We start from the raw sequence: 19,763 nt of genomic DNA, 5'->3' as shown, positions 1-19,763 counted from the left end.
AAACACAACAAGGTGATTGCCATGTCTAGCCGCAACAACAATAACAACAGCGTTCCTTTCTTGAAAGTTGTCTACTCTACAGTGAAAATTAATGGTAAAATTGAACTCGTACCGATGGAATGGTACGCCGACGGTTCTGTCAAAAAAATCGAATACTAATGCTCGATCGCACTTGGCAGCCTAACTCTAATGGACTTGCGCGCCGCGTACAAAAAACCCGGTTTCTAGACCACGGAATGATGACTTAACAGAATTTATGTGGCACAAACCGGGTTTTTTGCGTCCAAAAGTAGTCTAGCATCGATCGCCAATCTAAGCTAATTTAAATAACTAGGTGTGTAGGAATCTCAAAGAAAAAAATATGGATCGATCGCAGCCGCAATTTTCTGTGCTGGGACTACCAGTTCACATATTAGATGATTATGCAGGTTGGCTGATGCAGCGCCTGCATCAAGGGTTGGGAAGTCACGTCGTGACGCTGAATGCTGAAATGGCGATGCAAGCCGAGCAAAATCAGGCTTTAGCAGATGTAATCCGCAAAGCGGAACTGGTGATTCCCGACGGTTCAGGAGTGGTGCTGTACTTGCGAATGCGCGGCAAACCGGCGCAGCGCTATCCGGGGATTGAATTAGCAGAATCGCTGCTGCAAGCAGCAGGAAAATTGCCGGATTCGCAACCAGTATTTTTCTATGGAGGTTCCCCCGGAGTAGCCGCTGCTGCTGCAGAAACTTGGCAGCAAAAAGTTAACGGATTGTCAATTGCTTCTCAACACGGTTATCTGGCCGCAGATGAAGAAAAAGACTTCCGTGAAAGCCTCAAAAAAATGCAGCCAAAACTGATTTTTGTAGGCTTGGGAGTACCGCGCCAAGAATTTTGGATTGCCGAACACCGACACCTTTGCCCTGATTCGATTTGGGTGGGAGTAGGCGGCAGTTTCGATATTTGGGCGGGAACAAAAACCCGCGCGCCGGCTTGGTTTTGCGACAATCATTTAGAATGGCTGTACCGGCTTTATCAAGAACCTTGGCGGTGGCGCAGGATGTTAGCTTTGCCGCAATTTGCATTGAAAGCTTTGGGGGATTTGCGAGGTTGAAAATTGGATTAATAGAGTAACCGCAGATTTAAGGCAGATTGACGCAGATCGACGCAGATGATTTTAAGATTGTTTGGGAATTAATGCAATCTTGTCTAGTCTTCGAGTTGGGTCGGGGCGGGTTTACGGATCTAGGGATGATATTACAGATAGTTGGTGAACCAGCCCCTAAAATAATTGTGGTTGATTTACTGGAAACAATCTTAGTAAATTAACAAAAGTAAAAGTAGGGCTAGTTTCAATAGACTTCTTGCACTCATTCGCCAAAAATCTGACAATTATCTGCGTTCATCTGCGTTTGTCTGCCTTACATCTGCGGTTTTCGTATCAATCAAATATCTGTGGCATCTTGTCTAGTGTTCGGGACTCGCTACACAATGTAAGGAGAATCGATCGCCTTTGCCCGATTAATCGCCACCAATGTCTGGTAAATCAAAACCGAAATCTCAGCGCGGGTAATATCCCGCTGCGGCGAAAGCCAATCGCGGGAAGGATAATTAACCACAATCTTCAAAGCAGTTGCTGTGGCGATCGCACTTAAAGCATAATTAGGAATTTGAGAACGATCGATGTAAACTTTCAAAGAATCAGGATTGCCGCCCTTGAGTTCCAAACCGTTAACCAAAGATACGATCGCCTCAGCCTTAGTCAAATTCTGATTCGGGCCGAACTTCAACCCCGGAAACCCCGCCAAAAATCCCCCCCGATTTGCCCGTTCGATCGCACTTCTCGCCCAAAAAGTAGCAGAAACATCAATAAAATTTGTAGCCGGCACCCTCGGAATCGGACTAAACGCACTCACCAACAGCGCCGCATATTGAGCTCGGTTTAAACTGTCATCAGGCCGAAAAGAACCGTCAGGAAAACCGCTAATTATATTCGCCGCCGCCAAAGCTTCAATAAACTTCTGTGCCCAATGTCCAGAAATATCGCTGAACACCAGACCCCCGATATTTGGATTGCCGCCGCCCTTTCTCACCGCAGCTTGCACAGCTTTAAAAGCATTCACTTTCCCGTAACCAAACCAATCGCTGCGACCGTTGTTAGGATCGTAATTTCCCATGCGATTGCCCAACTGGGGATCGGGATCGGGATCGACAATTTTCTCAGCAGTTTGTTCGAGAATTCCCCGCACTTCCCGCGCCGTCAAACGGGGGTTAGCCGAAAGTATCAACCCTGCAACCCCAGCGACTACTGGAGTGGCGCTGGAAGTACCCCCAAAGGTATTTGTGTAGTCCCCCGAATCGTAGCCGGCAAGCCCGACTCGATCGGCAGTAAACACCCCCAAACCCGGCAAATACTGCGTCACCTCCGGCGGCGTGCCGATAAATCCGGTTTCTGGCAACCAAGTTCCCGGCGGCGCGTTGTTGCTGGGGGCGCAAACCGAGATGCTGGTACCCCAATTGCTGTAAGCTGCTTTTTTGTTGAGGGAAGTGGAAGCGCTGACGGCAATTACGTCTGGGTGAACGGCAAATCCTGCCAGCCATCTAGTTTGACCGCCCAGGACGTTGTTGGGCCAGCCTTTCTCGTTAACAGTACCGTTGACTGGGCGGTTGGCATTGCCTGCAGCGAACAGAATGACGCAACCTCTGCCGCCCCGCCCTTGGGTTGCTGCTTTGGTGATGACGGCACTCTGCCGCAGGGAAAGGGGATAGTAAACTGCTGAAGGCCCCCAACTGCAAGAAATGACGGCTGCACCTTTTTCGATCGCCCAATTAAACATTTTTTCGACAGAATCGTCATCGAGAAAACCACTGGTACGGATGGGCATCAGGGCGCAGCCGGGGGCGACGCCGACAATGCCTTTGCCGTTTTCTTCTGCAACGGCGACGCCTGCACAACTTGTGCCGTGGTTGTCTGAGTCGGCGGCTGGCATCGGGGAAGTGTCGCCCTCTTTGAAATCGATGGGTGAGACGATTTTGCCTTGGCCTTGAAAATCTGGGTGGGTGATGTCAACTGAATCGTCGGCGATGGCAATTACGATCGATCGAACTCCGCGAGTCATGTCCCAAGCTGGTTCTGCATAAATTTGAGCGCCGCCGACAAGTTCCTTGCCGCCTTTGTTGTTGAGATACCACTGTTTGGGATAAAGCGGATCGCGGGGCGTGTAATGCTGCTGCGTCTCTACTAAAATGTTGGGTTCTGCTACGAGAACTTCTGCATATCTTGTCAGGCGGTTGGCAATTTTGACCGGGTTTTCTGTTGCTTGTTTTGTGACGAAGCAGACAAAAGTGTTGGGAATTCCTTCTACTGGTCGGACTATTTTTAAAGCTGCTGCATTGGCGATCGCCTTTCGCGATTGTTCGTCTACTTGTTCGCCAAATTGAATGGTAATTTGGTCGGTTAAATAAAAGAGTGTACTCGGATTGTTCGCGGGGCAATAGACGTGGCTGGCAAAAGCTACAGCATCGCTGGCGCGGGCTGCTTGCATTGCTGCTTCTAGGCGATCGGGCGCAACGAGATATTCTTCGAGATTGGTTTGGCCGATGCGGCGGTTGAGTTTTGCCCCAGTTGTTGCAGCCCAATCGTTTGAGGCTGATGCTGTTGGTGAGGGCCGGACTGTAAAGCGATCGTCGGCTTTTAACAGCAGCAATTCATCGCCGCCGCGCTGCAAAATCACTGCCAGACTTTCATCGGGGACTCCAATTCCTTGATAATTTTGGAGAGTGTCGGAGGTCGGTTTGCTTGGTTGTACCATCAGAAATGTTCCTGTTTGATTTTGATTCAGTTTAACCAAACATATTTATAAACTATTAGGGATGTTTCTACCATGCGGGGTTTGAAGCTGTAACTAACAGCGGTAGTTTTTCCATCAGTCCGCGTCGGACTTAGTTTGTGCGATCGCGTTACTAGCGGTTGAAACCGCCGAGTTTTTTTCTAGATCGGCGAGTTTTTCAGATAAACACGCTCAAATAAACACGCTAGGATTAACATTAAAAAATTCTCCTAGCGCCTTAGCTTGCGCCTTGCTAATCGCCCGCTTCCCATTCACCACCTCAGAGACTACTCCTTTGGAACCAATCACGCCCACTAAATCGGCTTGTTTGAGTTCGCGAACTTCCATGAAATGCAATAGAACATCCCGGGGAGTCACTTCTGGATCTGGGTAATATTTTGATTCGTATTCTTCGATCAACAGCCCCCAGAGACTCAGTAAAGTTTCTTCTTCTACTGTTAATTCTTCCTTAGACATCAGAAAATCGACTTCTGCGAGCGCAATATCATTATCTTCTTCGTTCAGGATTGGCTTAGGCTGAGATTTAGCCAGCAGTTGACCGTAAGCTGTTCTTTCAATTGGGATATTCATAGTTCGTTCGATTGTTGAATTAGATCGGGACTTACCCATCAAAACCAAAGAAACTGGGTTTTCCACCATTTTTAAACACTCAAAGGCAGTATTTAGGTAAAAAAACCCGGTTTCTGGGTCCAGGACTAGATTGCCGGGATCTGTCCAATCCCCCGCGATTTCCTTGTTCAATCCAAAATCTAAAATCCAAAATCTAAAATCCAAAATCGATCGCGCACCCTTTGACATTTCAACAAATTTGGTTTACACTTAGCCGGTTGCGATCGCCAATGGTAAGATCGGCTCAAGCTAAATATTTTTTTAAAGCGCACAGGCGCAAAGTAATTTCATGGTATACTCTGGAACTGTTTGCTGGCTTCGCTCCACTGCCCGGATTACGATCGGGGCGATCGCAGCTTTTACCCTGTTGCAACCGCTCCAAGTCCAAGCACAACAACCTTCTGGGCCAGAGAACCAACCGCAAGTCGAACCTGCTGACGACCCCACAGACCCTAACAATCTCCGCCCTCTGACGCAAGACAGCAGCTTGCTGAGCGTCCAAGGAGGTCAGCGTTTGATGACAGAAGCCAGCAGTGCTATTTCCAATCAGAATTACGCACTCGCCAGTCAAAAACTCCAAGAATCCCGCCAGATTTTCAATCAACTCTCCAACTTCTACCAACAACTGGGTAGCAGTTTTGCCGGAATTGACATCCGATTGGCCGAAAGCCACCGCACCAAAGCTGTAGAAACAGCCCAAATGCGCGACGAAGCTACCTATAGGCTGGCTTTGGTACACCGGGCCCAAAATAAGCCCGAACTGGCTGTGCCCCTGCTGATTCAGATTATTCGATCGCAGCAGCCAACTCGCGATTTGGGCAAGAAAGCTTACCAGCAGTTACTGGAATTGGGTTTTGTGGATGCACCCTTTCCCCGGCCTGCCAGCAGTCAACCGAGCTCATCGACAAAGTAGTTCCACTAAAATCTAAATTACAGCCGTTTATCAGAGAAACCAATGGTTACACCGTCTCAAGTAGCAGAAATGATTAAGGCAGGGTTGCCCGACGCTAAAATACAAGTTGACGATTTGACTGGCGGCGGCGACCACTACCAGGCGAGAGTAGTCTCTGCCGCTTTTGAAGGAAAAAGCCGAGTACAGCAGCACCAACTGGTTTACGGCGCTCTCAAACAGGCAATGGCTAGTGAAGCCATCCACGCTTTGGGCTTGGAAACCTTAACTCCGGCAGAATGGGAAGCTAAAAATCAAGTTGCTTAATTGTTGACTTGCAAGTGGGCTCGCAAGTTGGTGCTGGTGTCAAGAGTTGGTTGAAATACAACTGCTCTACTTAGGCACAAAAACCACAAGAACCCGGTTTTTTTACCGGAATCTATGGCTCTAACGAAAGATTTTTGTAAAAAACGCGGTTTCTGCGTCAGTCAACGTTTAAAAAGTTTCAAACAATATTAGGACCTACAATGAGTACAACAGCACATCAAAGAATTGACGAGTTGGTTAAGCAAAACAAAATCATGGTGTTTATGAAGGGCAATAAGTTAATGCCCCAGTGCGGTTTTTCTAATACTGTGGTGCAAATTCTCAATACTTTGGGAGTGCCTTACGAAACTCTTGATGTTTTGGCCGACCAGGAAATTCGTCAAGGCGTTAAAGAGTATTCCAACTGGCCGACAATTCCCCAAGTTTATATCAACGGCGAGTTTATTGGCGGCTCGGATATTATGATCGAGATGTATCAAAAGGGCGAATTGCAAGAAATTGTAGAAGTCGCTTTGGCTTCTTAAATAAAACGAAGGGAAAGGACAAAGAAAGTTTTGAGTTTTGAGTGTTAAATTGTCAGTTTCAAATTGTGAGTTACAGACTTAAAAAATTTGAGTTCCGAACTCAAAACTTTCCCAAAATTCTAACTTTAACAACAGTAGGGCGGACACGGCCCGCCCTACTAAAAATCAATTTTGAAACTACAGCTTGCCACTCCCTGAGTGACTATTGTACCAAAACCGGATTTTCTGACCCCTTCAGTCATTCGGGTAGTAGCTGTTATGTTAGTATCAAAAAATGCAATTACCAATTACCCAATAATCAGCAGATGTATTAAACCGAAGTTGGTATTAATAGTAGTCTGATTCAGTTTGTGTCTGTGGCATTGTAAAATTGGAGGGGTCGTGAATGTAACGCGCTGCTTCTTCCTCTAGTCTGTGAATCAGATAGGGTTCCAGACCGTTGGAATGTCGCAGGGCTGCTAAATAGCCATCTAAGTAAAGCCGCAGGTCATCGAAACGATAACCTCTATTCCACATTTCGACGAGGGCGTCGGTGAGTTTTTGGTAGTGCCGGATTGTTTGGGTGTCTTGTAGCATGGTGTGAGGTTGAAATCCTTTGTGGTTTGTATAATGACGGCGGGATTTAGGAAAGGCCTCGATTGATGCTGAGTGGCTCAGCTTGAGGCTATTTCTAAATAAAAGTTTTTACCCTGCTCAACAGGCTACCCTCCATAAAAAATTTCACTCGTGGCAATGCAGTTGCTCGACTTTTTGCGCGCACCTAGATAATTCGCTGTGCGTTTAATTGAGTCGGGATGTTGCTGAATTTTGCGGTCACAGTGGCTGAGTATTCCGGCTACCGAGCGAACGGTTGGAGGAATTCTAGTTTCACTTGCGCGATTTGTCAACCTCCTGGGAGTAGGGGCTGGGTCGGGGGGTTCGGTTTTGGCAGGCGGTTGGGGCATGGGGTCGATCGGCTGTACACTGTCTTACTTTCATTGTAAGATCATCGCCCGAATGATTTAACCTTTCTGCGGGCTGAGCATCCCAAATTGACCAAATCTGTCAAATTATTACTCTCGATGTATTCACCCCTTGAAATGGAGCTAATGCTTGAGTAGCAATGGTTACAAAACCTTGACAAAAGCTCTGTTAACCTGGTAGCCATTAGTGATAAGGGAAGCTCGCCTCTGTGGGATCTGCAAGTATTTCAATTGTTGAAGGGAATCCGCACCTGCGATCGCTCTTGGGCTGGCATCTACAGCAAGTCGGTCACTGGGTGCACCAGTCAGCGGATATCAGTCACGCTAGGGAAATATTTTTCACCCGCCAGCCAACCCTAGTGATTCTGGATGCCCAATTGCCGGATGGGGACGGTTTGGAATTTTGCCGCTGGCTGCAACAGCAGCAGCAGTCGCTGATTTTGATGCTGTCGGCGCGAAATTCGGAATCGGATATTGTTGAAGGTTTGAACGCGGGGGCAGACGATTACCTGACTAAACCGTTTGGGATGCAAGAGTTTATGGCTAGGGTGGAGGCTCTGATGCGCCGCAACCGCACGATGATACCCCCGGCGACGCTCGATTGCGGACTGCTGAAAATTGATTTAGTCCACCGCCGAGTGAGATTGCACGAGGAACATATCGAGTTGACTCCCCAGGAATTCAGCCTGCTGTACGTGCTGGCTCAAGCTGGAGGAGTGCCGCTGTCGCGCTCGGATTTGCTGCTGCGGGCCTGGCCCGATGCTATTGATAACCCCCGGACGATCGACACTCACGTACTCTCTCTGCGTAAAAAAATAGAAATCGACCCGCGACAGCCGAGCCTAATTCAAACTGTACGGAATGTCGGCTACCGGCTGAATCTGGAGTTGTTGAAGGCGAATCAAAGGTATTCACCGCTGGTACCGGGAGCTGTAAGTTCTTAAACTATTATCGGCTGATAAGTCTGATTTTATGTTGGGAATTGATTGGCGATCGCATCTGTTTTCGCAGCCATAATAAAATCATTGCGGTGCAGTCCAGAAATCGCGTGAGTCCACCAAGTAACGGTAACTTTCCCCCACTCGGTTAACAGTGCGGGGTGATGTCCTTCAGTTTCTGCAGCTTCGCCGACGCTGTTTGTAAAGGCGATCGCACTTTTGAAATCCGGGAATTTGTAGGTGCGTTCTAATTGGGGAATGCCATTTTTTTCGATAAAATCCCAGTCGGGAATTTGAGATTTGAGGTGGACAATTTCGTAAGCTGTGACGCGGGGAGAGTTTGGGTGGCAGGCGGCACAGCGTTCTTTTGATAAAGGTTCCATAAATGATGGCTTTTTATCGAGAAGATGCTAAAACATATTATAGACATTTCTAATGTGAATTATTTGGAAGGGGCAACAGTCCTTTAAGACCAACGTAGAGATTGCGCTAGAAATCGTTCATAAAACAGATGAGCAATTCTTGAAAATTTCGGGAAATTCTCGTTCACCGTGGAATAGCTGAACCGATAATATCAGGAAGGGGGCGGGTTGATTTGGCTATCTCGCTTATATTGTAAACGCTAGCGAACCCGCCCCTCCAAGTGCGATCGCTCAACTGATAATTTTCTTAATCAAATCTAACTTGCCTTTATAGGGAGCGTAGCGCCATTTCAAGTCAAGTAAAAATGACTTTTGCAGCACGCTTTTGTAATGAGAAAAAGTGTCAAAACTTGCTTTGCCGTGATAGGTGCCGATGCCGCTGTCGCCAACTCCGCCAAAAGGTAAATCTGTTACTCCTACTTGCATAACTGTGTCGTTTATGCAAACTCCTCCCGAAGAAGTTTCTTGCAAAACTCGCTGTTGTTTCTCTTTATTTTTAGAGAACAAATACAAAGCTAAAGGTTTGGGACGCGCGTTAATTTGAGCGATCGCCTCCCCGAAATCCTCATACTCCAAAACTGGCAATATCGGCCCGAAAATCTCATCCTGCATCACCGGGGAATCCCAGGAAACATTATCTATAACCGTCGGTGCAATATATCTATCTTCCGGCTTAACTTGCCCGCCGACAACAATTTCTCCGTCTTGAATAAACGCACTCAAACGTTCTAATTGCCGCTGATTGATAATCCGCGAATAGTCGGGACTTTTTTGCGGGTCGTCTCCGTAAAATTCCTGAATAGTTGTTTTAATTGCTGCCATCAAATCTGGCTTAACTTTTCGATCGACTAACAGGTAATCTGGAGCAATGCAAGTTTGTCCTGCATTGAGGAATTTGCCCCAAGCAATGCGTTTTGCGGTGTATTCAAGGTGAATGTCGGAGTCTACAATGCAAGGACTTTTACCGCCTAATTCCAAGGTAACAGGTGTCAGGTTTTTAGCGGCAGATTCCATCACAATTCGACCGATTTTAGTGCCGCCTGTAAAGAAGATGTGGTCGAATTTTTCGGCTAGCAATTGTTGGCTGATTTCCACGCCTCCTTCGACGGCGGCTACATAGGCGGGATCGAAGGTTTTGGATATCATGTCGGCGATAACTTCGGAGGTGTGTGAGGCGATTTCCGAAGGTTTGAGAAATGCACAGTTGCCGGCGGCGATCGCCCCGGCCAAAGGTGATATCATTAGCTGAAATGGGTAATTCCAAGGCCCGATGATTAAAACTACGCCCAAAGGTTCTGGGTAAATGCGGGCTGATGCTGGGAATTGATCTATCGAAGTAGGCACTTTTTTCGGCTTGGCCCACGATTTAACGTTTTTGATGGCATAATTAACTTCTGCGATCGCAGCAATTTCAAAATAAGCCTCGTACTCCGGCCTGTTCAAATCAGCCTTGACAGCATCCACAATCCGTGATTGATTGGAAGCGATCGCACTTTTAAGTTTTTTCAGTTGTTCGATCCGAAAATCCACATCCTTAGTTTTCCCAGTCGCAAAAAATTGCCGCTGCTGCTGGATAATATCGCTGACGCTGATTACCATTTTTTGTCCTCCATGTCTATAAATAAATGTTACAACAACAAAACCGAACTTGGGTAAAGTGCGATCGGTGTTCGATCCCCGACTTCTTCAATAAGTCGGGGATCTTGGGTTTACAAATCATTGAGAAATGCTATAAATTAGAAGCTAATAATTGTGGAACTAACAACGGAGTTCGCTTATGAAAATATCTAAGAACGATTTTTTTTTCTGTTCCTGCTGGCTGCTTTGTTTGTTTGCAGCAGCAGGATGTACCTCTAGTTCCGAAAAGCAAGTTGTCATCTGCTCGAAAGACTTTACCGAACAAGTCATTCTCGCAGAAATTTTAGCACGCCATATCGAAGCTAAAACAGATATCAAAGTAGAACGCGAACTGAATCTCGGAGGCTCGCTTTGCCATCAATCTCTAACAGCAGGTAAAATCGACTTGTACGTCGAATATACGGGCACAGGTTTTACCAATATTCTCAAACAAAAGCCGATTTCTGACCCCAAAAAAGTCCTCGATTATCTCAAGCAAGAATATCCCAAACAGTTTAAAGCAGAATGGACAGAACCGCTCGGGTTTAATAACAGTTTTGCGATTATTATGCGGGGAGACGAGGCGAAAACACTCAATTTACAAACTCTCTCGCAACTAGGCAAAGCAGCACCAAAATTGCGCGCTGGTTTCGGCCCAGAATTCAAAGACAGAGAAGATGGATTTCCCGGATTAGCTAAAACTTACGGGATTCAATTTGCGGAAGAACCGAAGGAGTTGCTGTTAGGATTGCTTTATCAAGCGCTGCAACAAAAAGAAGTAGATGTGATTGCTGGCAATACGACTGATGGTTTGATTCAAAGTTTGGGTTTAGTAGTGCTCAAAGATGACAAAAACTATTTCCCGCCCTACGAAGCAGTTCCGGTTGTGCGATCGCAAATTTTGGAAAAATACCCGGAATTGCGTCAAGTTCTCGCAGAATTGGGCGGCAAAATCTCTGAGGAAGATATGCGGAAACTCAACTATCAAGTTGACGGGAAACAGCAGGAAGCCGGACAAGTGGCGCGGGAGTTTTTGCAGCAAAAGTTGGGCGATGCAAAGCCAGTCACTCCGGCGAAATAAAGGGTTTCATTGTTCTACCTGTTTGCGGAACTGTATTGTGGTTAGCTATAGTATTAGTTAGACTCATATAAATAAATGAATGTATAAAGTTATAACAACTGTCAAAACTGCTATCTCATTGCCAGCATCTTTATTTCAACAAGCCTAAACATTAGCTGGCGAAATGCAAATTTCGCAGACTTTTTCGATGGAAATAGCGCTTGAAAAATTTATCCGCCGCCGCGAAAATCAACAACTGTTAGAAAAAATTAATGCTGCTTGCAAAGCACCTCGCTCTGAAGAAGAACAAGTTTTGCTTCGCAAGATGAGTCGCTCTCATCGCAGGCTGGTGGAAGGCGAATGGTAATAAATCAAGGTGATATTTTTTGGATAGAACTTGATGAGCCTTCTGGTTCAGAACCCGGTTATCTCCATCCCCATGCAATCATTCAGAACAATTTATTCAATCGTTCCCGCATTAATACGGTTGTTGTTTGTGTGCTGACTTCAAATCTCAGACGGGCTAATTCACCAGGAAATGTCCTGTTAGAAGCAGGAAAAGCTGATTTACCAGAACAGAGTGTTGTTAACGTCGGGCAGATTTTGACGATCGATAAATCTCAGTTAGGTGAGAAAATTGGCACACTCTCAGATGAGCGAGTTCGTCAAATTCTTGATGGAATTATGCTGGTAGTTGAACCTCGCGAAGCTGAGTAAAACATTCCTTAGCCTTTTAAATTTTATCTGGCTTAATGTCTTGGCAGCGAACGATCGGGTGCGCTGGGCGCACCCTAAAATACAGTTAGGCTGTCCTCCTAATTCACTTCACTCAGCCTGCGCAAATTCAAAATATCGCTCATCTTTTTAATTTGCATACAAGTCCGCTCGAACTGTTCCTTATCCTCAATATCCATGCACAAGTCAATTAATGCGGGCAAACCGGGATAAGTTTTTACTTGAGCGCTGCGGACGTTCACTTTGTTGTCCTTCAAATGCGATAAAACATCATTGAGAACTCCGACTCGATCGAGGGCTTCAATTTGAATGTTGACAGCATAAGTATTCGGGCGGCTACCGTTGCGATCGCTGGAATTCCAACTCACGGGAACCAACCGATCTCCAGGCACGCTTTCAACATTTGCACACCCTTGGCGGTGAATCGAAATTCCGCGAGTGCGAGTCACAACTCCAATAATTGCTTCCCCGGGAATCGGACAGCAACAGCCGGCTAAATGGTACAGCAATCCCTCTACACCTGCGATCGGCGATTTGCTCGGAGACGAACTCGGTACTGGTTTCGGTGTCGTAGATGCAGGTATTAGCTGGGGCAATTCCTGTCCTCCTCCGGGAGCAGCTTCAATTTTTTGCTGCACTTTTACTAAATCTCGCAGTCGATTTACTACGAGATTTAGGGTGACTTCGCCGTAGCCCAAACCGGCGATTAAATCTTCGACGCTGTGGTAGTTGCAGCGCTGAGCCACCGACTGCATTGGTTCAGATTTCAGCAAAGATTCTAAGCCGTTTTTACCTAATTCTTTTTCCAGCAATTCCCGCCCGCGAGCGAGGTTTTCATCTCGGTGCGATCGCTTCAACCACTGGCGAATTCGGTTTTTTGCTCCGTTTGTCTTGACAAAATTCAGCCAGTCGGAACTCGGATGACCATTTTTTTGGGTCAAGATTTCTACAATGTCGCCGTTCTTTAAAACCTTGTCTAGAGTCACCATCCGCCCGTTGACTCTAGCACCGGTGCAGTGATTGCCAATTTCTGTGTGAATGCGGTAAGCAAAATCTACGGGAGTTGACCCGCTATTGAGAGCAATTACGTCTCCGTTAGGAGTAAAAACGTAAATATCTTCGTCGAATAAGTTGTCCTTAATGCTTTGTAAATATTCGCGATCGTCTTTGAGGTCGCTTTGCCATTCTAGGAGTTGGCGCAGCCAAGTAAATTTTTCGTCGTCGCCGATAACTTTTGTGTTAGAACCGCCAGTTTCTTTGTATTTCCAGTGCGCGGCAATGCCGTATTCTGCAATGTGGTGCATGGCTACGGTGCGAATTTGCACTTCGATGGGGCGGCCGCTGGTTCCGATTACTCCCGTGTGCAATGATTGATAGCGATTCGCTTTTGGTAAACCGATATAATCTTTAAAGCGGCCGGGAATCGGGCGGAAAGAATCGTGGACGATCGCCAAAGCCCGATAACAGTCGTCATTGGTTTCTACAATTATCCGCACCGCAGCAATATCGTACACTTGGTTAAACCCTTTTTGTCGGCGCTGCATCTTCCCATAAATCCCGTACAAATGTTTGGGACGACCGCTGACTTCGTAGCATTTAATGCCTAATTTGTCAAGCCTTTCTCGCAAACTATCTGTCACTTCTGCGAGTTGAGTTTCTCGATCGGCTCGCTTCACCGCCACCAAGTCCTGGATTTCGCGGTAAGCCTCAGGTTCCAGGTATTTAAACGCTAAATCTTCCAATTCCCACTTAAAGCGTCCGATACCCAAACGGTTTGCTAGAGGAGCAAAAATCTCTCGGGTTTCTAGGGCAATACTGCGCTGCTTTTCTTCGGACAAATGCTCCAAAGTCCTCATGTTGTGCAGCCGATCTGCCAGTTTGACGACTATGACGCGAATATCTTTAGCCATTGCTAGGAACATTCGGCGGAAATTTTCAGCAAGGCGCTCTGTTTTGCTGGAAAAATTAAACTTAGAAAGCTTGGTGACACCTTCAACCAACTGTCGCACTTCCGGGCCGAACCGCTGTTCTATTTCTTCGAGAGTAATATCTGTATCTTCAACAATGTCGTGAAGGAAACCGGCGGCAATCATGGCGCTGTTGCCGCCCATATACCGGAGGATTCCAGCGACCGCTACCGGATGGCAAATATAAGGTTCTCCGGATTTGCGGTACTGTCCTTCGTGCAAGTCGCGGGCAAATTCAAAGGCCCGACAAATTAAGCTGTTGTCAGTCGAACAATTCGGATTAGAACCCGCATCAGGCTGCGATGGAGCATTCAGGCATTCTTGCAGCCAATCGGGAACTACAGCAGGATCGATCGAAGGAGAGGGAGTCAGAGTGTTCGTCTTCATGGGGTACACCTTTAAAACTTAGAAATACAAATGGTTAAAAGCCGGTTTTCGGTGGAATTGCCGAAATTATGTGTTTAGCTATACTAAACTAATTGAATGCCACAATTTGCAATTCAAAAAAATAGTCGATTTTTTTGTTAACTATACCTATCTAATTCCGAGTCGCCCCCCCTCTCCGGTAGGAAAATATAGTGACACCACTGCCGCGGCCGCAGTCGGTCGCTCTGGTAAAATAAGCATATTTTGGCGGTAGCATTTGAGGTAGCGGGCGATCGGCATTCACAGGCAACGCTAAACTAAAAGCATGAGCCAGAAGGGTTTAATCAAGGCACTCTATCAGAAAACGTTCTCACAAAACAGGGAATTGCTCCAAAAACGCACGACTTCCCTTAATATGAGCAAACCTTAAGCAAGTATCTACTTTGATTATAAATACAAATTTGTTTACAAAATCATGATATTGTCCGAAGACCGCCGCCAATGCTACCAAGAATTACAGCAAGCACTAGAACAACTACAAAGAACTGCTGCACGGGATAATCTGGATCGGGCCGCGCTGGCGATCGAATACAGAAAAGTGCAACAATTTTTCGGAAACCAAATTATGAGAGCCCACAGCGGTGAGTTAGACGCCTCAGAAACACCCCCAGAGCAGTCCTATTTGACGGAAATTCACAAGCAACTGCGGTTATTGGGGACAGATGTCACGTTTTTGCAAGCGTCGCGCCAGCCAGCGACAGCAGAGGCGAGGCAAACTGCGGCGATCGCGCGGCTTAACACGCTAATCGGCTACTGCGGCGCGCTGCTGCAAAAAAATTCTGGTTCTTCAGGGCCCGCCCAGATACAGAATAAATAATTGAATTAACAGGGAATTGAGAAGGCAAGGAGAAATAAAGCGGTGGAATGTCCAAAATGCAAACATCCCAACTTAGAAGGCGGCACCTTAGCCGGCAGCATGTCGGTGCAGTGGTGTCCGAACTGTTACGGTATCTGGATTCCAGGCAGAGAATACGAAGCTTGGCAGAAAGAGCAGAACCAGTGGTACAACAAATCTCAGAAGCCAGAGGCGACGACAGGGACTCTCGGCATAGAATTCACGCCGTCTCCCTACGACAGCAAAGCAGCGCTGTGTCCCGAAGACGGTCACTATCTGTCCCGGGCGAAAGTTCCCTTCAGCAGAGTGCCCTTTTACATAGAGCGCTGTATGTTGTGCGGGGGCATTTGGTGCGATAACGGCGAGTGGGACATTCTCGAAAGTCTCGGATTCTACACCGAGATTGACAAGATGTTTTCTCCCAATTGGCAAGCAAAGGCCCGCGTGCAAGAACTCGCCTCTCGGGAACGTCAAGTGCTGACTGAGAAACTCGGGCCCGATATCGCCGGATATGTGTTGGAACTGGCGGAAGTTTTAGCAGACCATCCTCACGCAGATTGTGCGGCTACTTACATACTGCGGAGAGCTGAGTTGAAGCGAAGGGAAATTTAGTCAGTTGGCTGTTGACAGTTGACTGTTGACGGTTGACTGTTAACGGTTGACTGTTGACTTTTGTTAGTAAGCGATTGGTCGGTTAATGATGTAGCGATCAAATCTTTGTTTGTAGCAATTTCTATTGGTATTTACAAACATCATATCGGTCTCTTGCCAATAACTAATAAGTCCGGAACAATACTAATAACTAACAACTAACAGCCAGTATATTGATAAATAATAAATAACAACAGATCGCTGACAACAGACCGCTGACCACTGACTAAGGACTAAGGACTAATGACTAATGACTAATCACTCTTCTCTATTTTCCGTTGAAAATCTGCGAGTAGCTTATCCTCAGCGACCGGGCCAATCCGGTTGGGCAGTTGACGGGGTTTCGCTGACGCTGCAACCGGGGGAAAAGCTCGGATTAGTTGGGGAGTCTGGGTGCGGTAAGTCAACTTTGGGAAGGGCAGCGATGCGGTTGTTGCCGGATTCGACGCAGATTGAGGGGCGAGTTAGTTTTGCTGGAGAGTCGGTGTTTGAGATGAATGCCTCTCGACTCAGACAGTTTCGGGGCGAAGCTGTGGCATTGATTTTTCAAGATCCGATGACTCGTCTCGATCCTTTGATGACTGTCGGGGAACACTGCATCGAGACTTTGCAAGCTCACAGACCCAATTTAGATCGCAAGCAAGCTAAGAAACGGGCGATCGAAACTCTGGAAGCTGTGAAAATTCCGGCGTCTCGCTGGTCGCAATTTCCCCACGAATTTAGCGGCGGAATGCGGCAAAGAGTAGCAATTGCTTTGGCTCTTTTGCTCGATCCCAAATTAATTGTGGCCGACGAACCGACTACGAGTTTGGACGTAACTGTAGCAGCCCAGATTTTGCAGGAATTAACCAGACTTTGCGAGGAACGGGGAACGGCTATTTTGTTGATTTCTCACGATTTGGCGATGGTGGCTGAGTATTGCGATCGCATTGCGGTGATGTACGGCGGTAAAGTCGTAGAAACAGGGCCGGTGAAAAACGTTTTTGAAAAGCCGCAGCACGAATATACTCGATCGCTCCTCAAAGCAGCTTTGCACATTCAAGCCGATTCTGACAAAGGGTTAGCATTCGAGGAAATCAGGACAGAAGTCGTTACTGCAAACTTAACAAGTTCTCCTCTTTTGACAGTGAAAAATTTGCAGCAACACTACAGTTTAGAAAGCAATTTATTAGATCGGTTATTTTCCAGGAATCGCCAGGTAATTAAAGCAGTAGACGGCGTTAGTTTAGAGCTAGAACGGGGAGAAATCCTAGGGCTGGTAGGGGAGTCCGGCTGCGGAAAAAGTACCTTGTCACGCACCATTTTGCAGCTCATTCCCGCGACAGGCGGGGCAGTTCAATTTCAAGGAATAGATATAACTGCCCTGAACAGGGATGCTGTGAGGAAGCACCGCCGCGAAATGCAAATGATCTTTCAAGACCCCCACGCTTGCCTGAATCCGATGATGACTGTCGGGCAAAGTATTGCTGACCCTTTATTTATTCACAAATTAGCTAATGCCAGCGAAGCTAAAAAACAAGTAATCCAAATGTTAGAGCGGGTGGGTTTAACTCCAGGGGAGGATTTCTTTCGCCGCTATCCGGGGGAACTGTCGGGAGGACAGCAGCAGCGAGTTTCGATCGCCCGCGCTTTAATTACTCGCCCGCAACTGATAATTTGCGACGAACCCGTGAGTATGCTGGATGCCAGCGTGCAGACTCAAGTTTTAGAGCTGATGTTGGAGTTGAAGCAGGAATTTAATTTGACTTATCTGTTTATTACGCACGATTTGTGGGTGGCGAGATTTTTTTGCGATCGCATTGCGGTAATGAATGCTGGAAAAATTGTTGAAATCGGCAAGACTAGGGATATTTTTGCTAATCCGCAGCACCCTTATACTCAGCAATTATTGCAGGCAGCTCCTTTACTGGCTCGGACTCAATAAAAAGGTCTAAAATTGGGGCCAACAGATACTAAAATTGGGGCCAACAGATACCAACCACTAAAATCACTCACCGCCTTCTAGATGGATTTCGGAAATTTCGGGTTAAATTGGTTAAAGTTAAGGGATACTTTTCAAATCATCCCACCGACACCAAGCACCATATGGCAGAATCTGACCTAGGCAGTTTTGCGGTGGCACCCGAAGCCTCATTCGCAATCGCAGAGGATGAGGACACCGAGATTGATCGTCCGAAGGTAACTCGCTCCTCAGCATACAACAACTGGTCTGCCGACGATCCCGTGGGAGCTCTGTTCAAGGAAATGGCTCGGTATCCTCTACTGACAGCAGCCGAAGAAGTAGAGTTGGCGCGCCGCGTTCAAGAATTGGTAGCCCTGGATGAACTAGAACAGCGTTTGCAGCAGGAATTGGACAGAGTGCCGACAAAAGCTGAACTCGCGGCGGCTGTAGGAGTGAGCGAAACTCAACTGCAACAGCTTCGCCACCAGTGTCAGTCGGCGAAACGGAAAATGATCAGCTCGAATTTGCGCTTGGTAGTTTCGATTGCCAAACGCTATCTCAATCGGGGCGTGCCTTTTCTCGATTTAATTCAGGAAGGATCTTTGGGTTTGAATCGGGCAGCCGAAAAGTTCGATCCGGAGAAGGGTTACAAGTTTTCTACTTATGCCTATTGGTGGATTCGCCAAGGAATTACCCGGACAATTGCCAATCAAGGACGGACGATTCGCTTGCCTGTTCACATTGTCGAACAGTTAAATAAGCTCAAAAAAGTTTATCGGGATTTGAAGCGTTCTCTTCAACGAAATCCAACTGAAACTGAACTTGCTAGAGAAATGCAAGTTACTTGCGAACAGCTTCGCTACCTCCAGCAAGTACGCCGGCAATCTTTGTCTCTCAACCACCGCATCGGCTCAGAAGAAAGTTCGGAACTTTTGGATGTTCTCGAAGATAACGCGACGCAATCTCCAGAAGCTCAGATGAATGAGATGATGATGCGCCAAGATATTTTGGAGGTGTTGGACAGTATTTTGACTGAGCGGGAAAAAGAGATAGTTGCTATGCGTTACGGTTTGCTGACCGGCGAACCTTACACTTTAGAAGAGGTCAGCAGTTTGTTCAATTTGTCCCGCGAACGAGTCCGTCAAATTCAAAATAAGGCAATGCGGAAACTGCGGCGGCCTCAAGTGACGGAACGATTGAAGGGCTGGTTGAAATAAGCTAAAAAACATTGAGTTTGCATTTTGAAAAATTGTAAAATTATTATGGGTGGGAACTCCGACGTTGTAAATATGCTTGTTCAAGGTGAAAAAGCTTAATTAAAAATTACAAATTAAAAATGTCTTGATGTGGTATTTTTAATTGTTGATTGTCGCGTACTGCTTACTTTTTTATGTCTTCTGAGGTAATTTTGCGCCCAGCTACCCGCGCCGACGTGCCGGTGCTGTTTGATTTGATTAAAGCTTTAGCTGAGTACGAAAAATTATCTCATGCCGTTACTGGCAACGCCGTTGATTTGGAACATCATTTGTTTGGCGATCGACCTTTTGCGGAAGCGATTTTAGCCGAGTGCGAAGGTCGAGTTGTGGGCTGGGCGCTGTTTTTTTACAATTATTCTACTTTTTTGACTCAGCCGGGAATTTATTTGGAAGATTTGTTCGTGGTGCCTGAGTTTCGAGGGCGGGGGATTGGCAAATCTTTGATAGTTTATTTAGCGCAGTTGACAGTAGAAAGGGGCTGCGGGCGTTTGGAATGGAGTGTTTTGGATTGGAATGAATTGGCGATCGGATTTTACAAGGGTATCGGTGCGGATGTGATGCCCGACTGGCGGATTTGCCGGGTTGCGGGCGAGTCTTTGGCAACTTTGGCATCGAAGTAATTCAGGCGGGATCGGGTGCCAAACCCCTACTCCCCACAAAAAATTCATCTGTTGTGGAACAGGCATCTTGCCTGTATGTGGAACAGGCATCTTGCCTGTATGTGGAACAGGCATCTTGCCTGTATGTGGAACAGGCATCTTGCCTGTATGTGG

The 19,763-nt window shown here is 46.8% G+C and carries 20 protein-coding genes; 14 read left to right on the top strand and 6 right to left on the bottom strand.

The genetic code is table 11. The features are described from left to right. Window positions 1-21: 21 nt before the first annotated feature. Both QUA80_RS09735 and QUA80_RS09730 read left to right on the top strand, forming a co-directional pair. A complete protein-coding gene (locus tag QUA80_RS09735; RefSeq protein ID WP_333423636.1) occupies window positions 22-159 on the top strand; it encodes a hypothetical protein in 138 nt (45 codons plus the stop codon). Between the two features lie 202 nt (window positions 160-361). Beyond that, window positions 362-1,093: a WecB/TagA/CpsF family glycosyltransferase gene (locus QUA80_RS09730; RefSeq protein ID WP_333423634.1), complete on the top strand. Its 732-nt coding sequence runs from the start codon at window positions 362-364 to the stop codon at window positions 1,091-1,093. A 370-nt stretch (window positions 1,094-1,463) separates the two neighbouring features. Here the strand turns inward: QUA80_RS09730 and QUA80_RS09725 are convergent, their stop codons facing one another. Both QUA80_RS09725 and QUA80_RS09720 read right to left on the bottom strand, forming a co-directional pair. Continuing rightward, complete coding sequence (locus QUA80_RS09725; protein ID WP_333423632.1) at window positions 1,464-3,791, bottom strand: S8 family serine peptidase; 2,328 nt, start codon at window positions 3,789-3,791, stop codon at window positions 1,464-1,466. A 210-nt stretch (window positions 3,792-4,001) separates the two neighbouring features. Next, complete coding sequence (locus tag QUA80_RS09720; protein WP_333423630.1) at window positions 4,002-4,400, bottom strand: transcriptional regulator; 399 nt, start codon at window positions 4,398-4,400, stop codon at window positions 4,002-4,004. A 328-nt stretch (window positions 4,401-4,728) separates the two neighbouring features. Here QUA80_RS09720 and QUA80_RS09715 point away from each other — a divergent pair, with 328 nt between their 5' ends. The 3 genes from QUA80_RS09715 (at window position 4,729) to grxD (ending at window position 6,179) form a co-directional block, all read left to right on the top strand. Next, window positions 4,729-5,352, top strand: coding sequence for a hypothetical protein (locus QUA80_RS09715; RefSeq protein WP_333423628.1), 624 nt, complete (start codon window positions 4,729-4,731; stop codon window positions 5,350-5,352). A gap of 42 nt (window positions 5,353-5,394) precedes the next feature. Then, entirely contained in the window at window positions 5,395-5,655 is a 261-nt protein-coding gene (locus tag QUA80_RS09710; RefSeq protein WP_006634035.1) for a BolA family protein, read from the top strand. Window positions 5,656-5,855: 200 nt separating this feature from the next. Further along, window positions 5,856-6,179, top strand: coding sequence for a Grx4 family monothiol glutaredoxin (gene grxD, locus QUA80_RS09705; RefSeq protein WP_333423626.1), 324 nt, complete (start codon window positions 5,856-5,858; stop codon window positions 6,177-6,179). 327 nt (window positions 6,180-6,506) lie between these two features. Here the strand turns inward: grxD and QUA80_RS09700 are convergent, their stop codons facing one another. Next, complete coding sequence (locus QUA80_RS09700) at window positions 6,507-6,755, bottom strand: DUF6761 family protein (protein WP_333423624.1); 249 nt, start codon at window positions 6,753-6,755, stop codon at window positions 6,507-6,509. Between the two features lie 595 nt (window positions 6,756-7,350). Between QUA80_RS09700 and QUA80_RS09695 the strand changes: the two genes are divergently transcribed. Further along, window positions 7,351-8,085 carry a response regulator transcription factor gene (locus QUA80_RS09695; RefSeq protein WP_333423622.1) on the top strand — a complete coding sequence of 245 codons (735 nt, stop codon included), beginning with the start codon at window positions 7,351-7,353 and terminating at the stop codon, window positions 8,083-8,085. A gap of 26 nt (window positions 8,086-8,111) precedes the next feature. Here the strand turns inward: QUA80_RS09695 and QUA80_RS09690 are convergent, their stop codons facing one another. Continuing rightward, window positions 8,112-8,462: a 4a-hydroxytetrahydrobiopterin dehydratase gene (locus tag QUA80_RS09690; protein ID WP_333423621.1), complete on the bottom strand. Its 351-nt coding sequence runs from the start codon at window positions 8,460-8,462 to the stop codon at window positions 8,112-8,114. 270 nt (window positions 8,463-8,732) lie between these two features. Next, entirely contained in the window at window positions 8,733-10,100 is a 1,368-nt protein-coding gene (locus QUA80_RS09685; RefSeq protein ID WP_333423619.1) for an aldehyde dehydrogenase, read from the bottom strand. Window positions 10,101-10,278: 178 nt separating this feature from the next. On the opposite strand from QUA80_RS09685, the gene QUA80_RS09680 reads away from it, so the two are divergent. The 3 genes from QUA80_RS09680 (at window position 10,279) to QUA80_RS09670 (ending at window position 11,895) form a co-directional block, all read left to right on the top strand. Next, window positions 10,279-11,199: a glycine betaine ABC transporter substrate-binding protein gene (locus QUA80_RS09680; protein WP_333423617.1), complete on the top strand. Its 921-nt coding sequence runs from the start codon at window positions 10,279-10,281 to the stop codon at window positions 11,197-11,199. 163 nt (window positions 11,200-11,362) lie between these two features. After that, a complete protein-coding gene (locus tag QUA80_RS09675; RefSeq protein ID WP_333423615.1) occupies window positions 11,363-11,545 on the top strand; it encodes a hypothetical protein in 183 nt (60 codons plus the stop codon). Then, the gene (locus QUA80_RS09670) at window positions 11,539-11,895 is read left to right on the top strand and encodes a type II toxin-antitoxin system PemK/MazF family toxin (protein ID WP_333423613.1); all 357 of its coding nucleotides are present in this window, start codon (window positions 11,539-11,541) and stop codon (window positions 11,893-11,895) included. Before QUA80_RS09675 ends, QUA80_RS09670 begins: the two co-directional genes overlap by 7 nt. Window positions 11,896-11,993: 98 nt before the next feature. Here QUA80_RS09670 and QUA80_RS09665 read toward each other — a convergent pair whose 3' ends face one another. Next, on the bottom strand, window positions 11,994-14,267 hold the full coding sequence (locus QUA80_RS09665) for a bifunctional (p)ppGpp synthetase/guanosine-3',5'-bis(diphosphate) 3'-pyrophosphohydrolase (RefSeq protein WP_333423611.1): 2,274 nt from the start codon (window positions 14,265-14,267) through the stop codon (window positions 11,994-11,996). Between the two features lie 454 nt (window positions 14,268-14,721). On the opposite strand from QUA80_RS09665, the gene patD reads away from it, so the two are divergent. From patD to QUA80_RS09640, 5 genes are all read left to right on the top strand, one after another. Further along, window positions 14,722-15,123: a heterocyst frequency control protein PatD gene (gene patD, locus QUA80_RS09660; protein ID WP_333423609.1), complete on the top strand. Its 402-nt coding sequence runs from the start codon at window positions 14,722-14,724 to the stop codon at window positions 15,121-15,123. Window positions 15,124-15,165: 42 nt separating this feature from the next. After that, window positions 15,166-15,753: a zf-TFIIB domain-containing protein gene (locus tag QUA80_RS09655; protein WP_333423607.1), complete on the top strand. Its 588-nt coding sequence runs from the start codon at window positions 15,166-15,168 to the stop codon at window positions 15,751-15,753. 289 nt (window positions 15,754-16,042) lie between these two features. Then, complete coding sequence (locus tag QUA80_RS09650; RefSeq protein ID WP_333423605.1) at window positions 16,043-17,716, top strand: ABC transporter ATP-binding protein; 1,674 nt, start codon at window positions 16,043-16,045, stop codon at window positions 17,714-17,716. Window positions 17,717-17,877: 161 nt separating this feature from the next. Continuing rightward, complete coding sequence (locus QUA80_RS09645) at window positions 17,878-18,951, top strand: RNA polymerase sigma factor, RpoD/SigA family (protein WP_333423604.1); 1,074 nt, start codon at window positions 17,878-17,880, stop codon at window positions 18,949-18,951. A 173-nt stretch (window positions 18,952-19,124) separates the two neighbouring features. Beyond that, the gene (locus tag QUA80_RS09640) at window positions 19,125-19,610 is read left to right on the top strand and encodes a GNAT family N-acetyltransferase (RefSeq protein ID WP_333423602.1); all 486 of its coding nucleotides are present in this window, start codon (window positions 19,125-19,127) and stop codon (window positions 19,608-19,610) included. Window positions 19,611-19,763: the final 153 nt, after the last annotated feature.

Origin of the sequence: Microcoleus sp. F4-D5 (assembly GCF_036704885.1) — a bacterium.
Taxonomy (GTDB): Bacteria; Cyanobacteriota; Cyanobacteriia; order Cyanobacteriales; family Microcoleaceae; genus Microcoleus.
The sequence above is the reverse complement of the archived record's forward strand: the minus strand, read 5'-3'. Positions and strand labels throughout refer to the sequence as shown.

Coding starts and splice junctions, on each gene's coding strand:
- QUA80_RS09675 (WP_333423615.1), top strand. CDS start 11,363: ATGCAAATTTCGCAGACTTTTTCGATGGAAATAGCGCTTGAAAAATTT.
- QUA80_RS09725 (WP_333423632.1), bottom strand. CDS start 3,791: ATGGTACAACCAAGCAAACCGACCTCCGACACTCTCCAAAATTATCAA.
- grxD (WP_333423626.1), top strand. CDS start 5,856: ATGAGTACAACAGCACATCAAAGAATTGACGAGTTGGTTAAGCAAAAC.
- patD (WP_333423609.1), top strand. CDS start 14,722: ATGATATTGTCCGAAGACCGCCGCCAATGCTACCAAGAATTACAGCAA.
- QUA80_RS09735 (WP_333423636.1), top strand. CDS start 22: ATGTCTAGCCGCAACAACAATAACAACAGCGTTCCTTTCTTGAAAGTT.
- QUA80_RS09730 (WP_333423634.1), top strand. CDS start 362: ATGGATCGATCGCAGCCGCAATTTTCTGTGCTGGGACTACCAGTTCAC.
- QUA80_RS09690 (WP_333423621.1), bottom strand. CDS start 8,462: ATGGAACCTTTATCAAAAGAACGCTGTGCCGCCTGCCACCCAAACTCT.
- QUA80_RS09640 (WP_333423602.1), top strand. CDS start 19,125: ATGTCTTCTGAGGTAATTTTGCGCCCAGCTACCCGCGCCGACGTGCCG.
- QUA80_RS09720 (WP_333423630.1), bottom strand. CDS start 4,400: ATGAATATCCCAATTGAAAGAACAGCTTACGGTCAACTGCTGGCTAAA.
- QUA80_RS09650 (WP_333423605.1), top strand. CDS start 16,043: ATGACTAATCACTCTTCTCTATTTTCCGTTGAAAATCTGCGAGTAGCT.
- QUA80_RS09670 (WP_333423613.1), top strand. CDS start 11,539: ATGGTAATAAATCAAGGTGATATTTTTTGGATAGAACTTGATGAGCCT.
- QUA80_RS09665 (WP_333423611.1), bottom strand. CDS start 14,267: ATGAAGACGAACACTCTGACTCCCTCTCCTTCGATCGATCCTGCTGTA.
- QUA80_RS09710 (WP_006634035.1), top strand. CDS start 5,395: ATGGTTACACCGTCTCAAGTAGCAGAAATGATTAAGGCAGGGTTGCCC.
- QUA80_RS09685 (WP_333423619.1), bottom strand. CDS start 10,100: ATGGTAATCAGCGTCAGCGATATTATCCAGCAGCAGCGGCAATTTTTT.
- QUA80_RS09715 (WP_333423628.1), top strand. CDS start 4,729: ATGGTATACTCTGGAACTGTTTGCTGGCTTCGCTCCACTGCCCGGATT.
- QUA80_RS09680 (WP_333423617.1), top strand. CDS start 10,279: ATGAAAATATCTAAGAACGATTTTTTTTTCTGTTCCTGCTGGCTGCTT.
- QUA80_RS09700 (WP_333423624.1), bottom strand. CDS start 6,755: ATGCTACAAGACACCCAAACAATCCGGCACTACCAAAAACTCACCGAC.
- QUA80_RS09645 (WP_333423604.1), top strand. CDS start 17,878: ATGGCAGAATCTGACCTAGGCAGTTTTGCGGTGGCACCCGAAGCCTCA.